Annotated in this window: 3 protein-coding genes; 1 reads left to right on the forward strand and 2 read right to left on the reverse strand. The window is 46.5% G+C overall.

Features of this window, described 5'->3' with window-relative positions:
- Window positions 1-15: 15 nt before the first annotated feature.
- On the forward strand, window positions 16-699 hold the full coding sequence (locus CAG68_RS00330) for a DsbA family protein (RefSeq protein ID WP_443083844.1): 684 nt from the start codon (window positions 16-18) through the stop codon (window positions 697-699).
- 69 nt (window positions 700-768) lie between these two features.
- Here the strand turns inward: CAG68_RS00330 and CAG68_RS00335 are convergent, their stop codons facing one another.
- Together CAG68_RS00335 and mtgA are read right to left on the reverse strand one after the other, a co-directional pair.
- Window positions 769-2,829 (reverse strand): alpha-amylase, encoded by a 2,061-nt coding sequence (locus CAG68_RS00335; protein ID WP_161440635.1) that lies wholly within the window; start codon window positions 2,827-2,829, stop codon window positions 769-771.
- Between the two features lie 180 nt (window positions 2,830-3,009).
- Window positions 3,010-3,627: monofunctional biosynthetic peptidoglycan transglycosylase (mtgA, locus tag CAG68_RS00340; RefSeq protein ID WP_237667816.1), on the reverse strand; the 618-nt coding region annotated here is incomplete at its 5' end.

Raw genomic sequence — 3,627 nt, forward strand, 5'->3', positions numbered from 1 at the left:
CTTTTGGCGTTAACGATGGCTATCGTATCTGCCGTATCTTTCGCATCAGAAAAGACCGCAGAACAAAAGCTAGAGGAAGTTACTCAGATACTAAAAGAAAACCCTCAAATTCTTGATTCATTGCACCAAAACCTTCAAGAGTACATTGCGTATCAACAGTCATTTGGCGACACCTTGAAGGAGGTTCGTCAATATCTAAGTGATGGCAAACATTCCTCTTTTGGTGCTGAAAACCCTGAGTTAACCATTATTAACGTAACAGACTACAGCTGCCCTTTTTGTAAACGTTTAGAAGGAGAGCTGGTCAAAGTTGGTAAGGAATATCCGCAGGTAAAAGTGCTTAACCTCAATGTCTCTTTTAAAGAACAATACGAGAAAAACGGCTACAACTCGGCAAGTTACGCATTAAATGTTTGGCAAAACCAGCGAGATAAGTACGAACAAGTGCATGAGTTATTGGTGAAAAAACCGGGCGCACATGACGCACGTTCCTTAAATCAAATCGCGAAAAAAACGGGGACAGAAGCGCAGCTTGTCGACGACAAAGAGACCAAGGCGTTGCTTGATAAAAACTATCAGTATTTCACGCAACTTGGTTTACGCGGCACGCCTGCGTTGATCATTAATGATCAAGTCATTCCTGGCTATGTGCCGTTTGACGAGCTAGAAAAAGTCATCGACCAAGAACTGGCGAACTAAAACAACAAAGCCCTTCCCTGATAACTCAAGGAAGGGCTTTTTCTATCTAGGCTTAAAACGAAGTTCTAACTACTTTTCGCGACCCACAAACGCCACAATGACTTTGTCATTGCCAAGCGAGCGAGAGAACACGTACGCGCCTTCTTGTTCAATCACGTGATGCTGACCCGCACCAATCGCTGGGTGCGCTTTACGGAACTGACCAAGAGTTTGCCAGTGTTTGAGCAGCGCTTGCTTCTCATCAGATAGCTTCCATACCATGTCAGAACGAGTGCCTTGGTGGAAATCGTCCGCGTAAGGACCAATGTTACGACCAACTTCATCACCATAGTAAACCTGAACAGCACCAGGGCTCAGAAGCAGTGCATTCGCGGCGTTACGCTGCATGCCGTAATCTTTGAAGCGAGAGAAGAACAGCTCGGTATCGTGAGAAGACATGTAGCTCACTGGGTTGAAGTCTTTTTCATTGGCGATAGTATCTGCGTAACTTTGGTAGGTGTCTGCCATTTGGCTGAAACACGCCGCGCCTTTGTCTAACTTCTTCTGCATGTCGAAGTTAATCAACGCATCAAAGCCATCGTCAAAGTAAGGACTGCGATATGCGGTATGTCCCCATACTTCACCCATCATCCAGAATGGCTGACCTGACTTACCGTTCTCTTTACGCCATTGCTCAAGGCTGCTTGATGCCTCTTCTTTCAAGCGTTTCCACACATCGCCTTCAACGTGCTTCACCGTGTCGACACGGTAACCATCAATACCAAAGCGTTTCACCCAATCAGTTTGCCACTCAATTAGGTAGTCCGAGACGGTGTAATTATCACGCGCCTCAACGCGAGTGCCAGGGTTATCCAATAGCCATTGAGCTGGCTTCACGGCTTTGTCTGATTCAGTGATAAAGTCAGGCAAACCCGCCAATGACATGGTGATATCACTGCTGCCCGGAGCTGGGTATCCCGGTAGACCTGTTCTTATCCAGTCACCGCCCCACCATTTCGCCCAGTTTGGACTCTGGTAATCAATATTCTGGTGGTAGCTATGCCAATTTTCACCCGCTTTTGGTTGCCAATCCCCCCACTTCTTAGGTAGTTCAGCGTTTGGTTTTAACACCTCAATACCATCAAATTGCAAATCGGCTAACGTTGAGTAACCGGTGTGGTTGATTACTGCGTCCATCAATACTTTAAGGCCACGTTTGTGTGCCTCTTCCACCAGCTTTTTCAGGTCATCTTCGTTACCGAAGTTCTCATCAATCTTGGTGAAATCACGCGTCCAGTAACCGTGGTAAGCGTAAAATGGGAATGAGCCGCTATCGCCGCCGCCCACAAAACCGTGCACTTGCTCAACGATTGGCGACAGCCAAATTGCATCTGTACCTAGGCTCTTGATGTAATCTAGCTTTTCGATCACGCCTTTTAGGTCACCACCGTGGAAGGTACCAATCTCTTCTTTGCCGTCTTTCTTGCGCCCATAGCTGTTATCATTGCTGGTATCGGCATTGTTAAAACGGTCGACCATCACGAAGTAAATGTTGGCATTACGGTAATCAAACGGTACTGCTTCTTTGGTTTTCTTCACTGGCTCTAGTAGCACCAAACCGCCGGAATCTTTGCTTGGTGTCAGCGATACTTGCTGATCTTTTACTTCGACCATTTGACCAGAATAGGCATCACGCAACTTGGTGCCATCGGGGAAACTGTCACCCAGCGCGATGGTGACTTCGCCGCCTTGGTAAACCTCACATTGCACTTGTGGGATTGGGCGTTTGAATTCTGTCTTGGCAGCTTTCTTAGGTTCACGCTTGAAGCGTAGAGTTTTGGCTTCCGCATCAAAAGCAAAAGAGTAATCGCCAGTAAAACGGATTTTTAACGGCAGTTCTGTTGGTTTTCCGCAGTTCAGCGCGATAGGTTTGTTGAATTTGACCTTCTGACCATCAGGCGCGACACAGTCGCCTTCAACACCCGTGATTTTGAGCGTGTATCCGTCTTTGGTTAAGGGCACAACCAAAGGTTGCTCTGCACTTAAAGGAAAGTCACGGCTGTTGGTCGTGGTAGAAATGGTGATGTTTGGCTCGGCGATGGCACTTGCCGATGCAAGCAATAAGGTCGTCGTAATCAGATTCAGTTTCATCGTTCAGTCCATTGGTTGCGCATAGGCGCAGTATTCGTGTTGTAGTTTTATTCACACTAATAGTAAATGGATGAAAAACTGAGCACATCATTCTGAAAAGCTACGCCCTAAAGCTTGTGACGCTTCACATTTTGCTTTTATGGGGGCGTAGTTCTACTTATGAGCAGGGTAAAAAGGAGTTTAAAGCTGAACGCTACCAAGGTTACGCATTTGTCTCATCGCCCAATTGACGCGGCTGATGGTGTAAGAAGTCTGAGGGTAAACTTTGATGCGATACGGATTTGGCAGCACCACCGCAAGCCTTGCTGCTTGGCGTGTTGAAAGTTGTTTAGCAGGAATACCAAAGTAGTTTTGCGCAGCGGCTTCCGCGCCATAAATACCTGGACCAAACTCCACCACATTCAAATACACTTCAAGAATGCGTTTTTTACTCCACATTGCTTCCATCAGCAGAGCAAAATAAAGCTCATACGCTTTGCGCACATAAGAGTGTGAAGGAAACAGAAACACGTTCTTTGCAGTTTGCTGAGTAATCGTGCTCGCACCGCGAGAGGGACCGTTCTCGCCAGACTCTGAGATCACTTTAAACAAGGAATCAAAATCCACTCCGTAATGGGTCGGGAACTTTTGATCTTCTGTCGCAATCACGGCCAGTTGAATGTGTTTAGAAATATCACTCAAAGGCACCCATTCATTTTGACTCTCTTCAGGAAATCCTTCAGGAGGAGAAATTATGCGGCTGATCTTCCATCCCCAAATTGGTGGATCGATGTATTTCACTATGCCAACGAGCATCAC

The sequence above is a fragment of the Vibrio sp. V42_P2S4T144 genome, assembly GCF_009904715.1.
In the GTDB taxonomy this organism is placed as follows: Bacteria; Pseudomonadota; Gammaproteobacteria; order Enterobacterales; family Vibrionaceae; genus Vibrio; species Vibrio alginolyticus.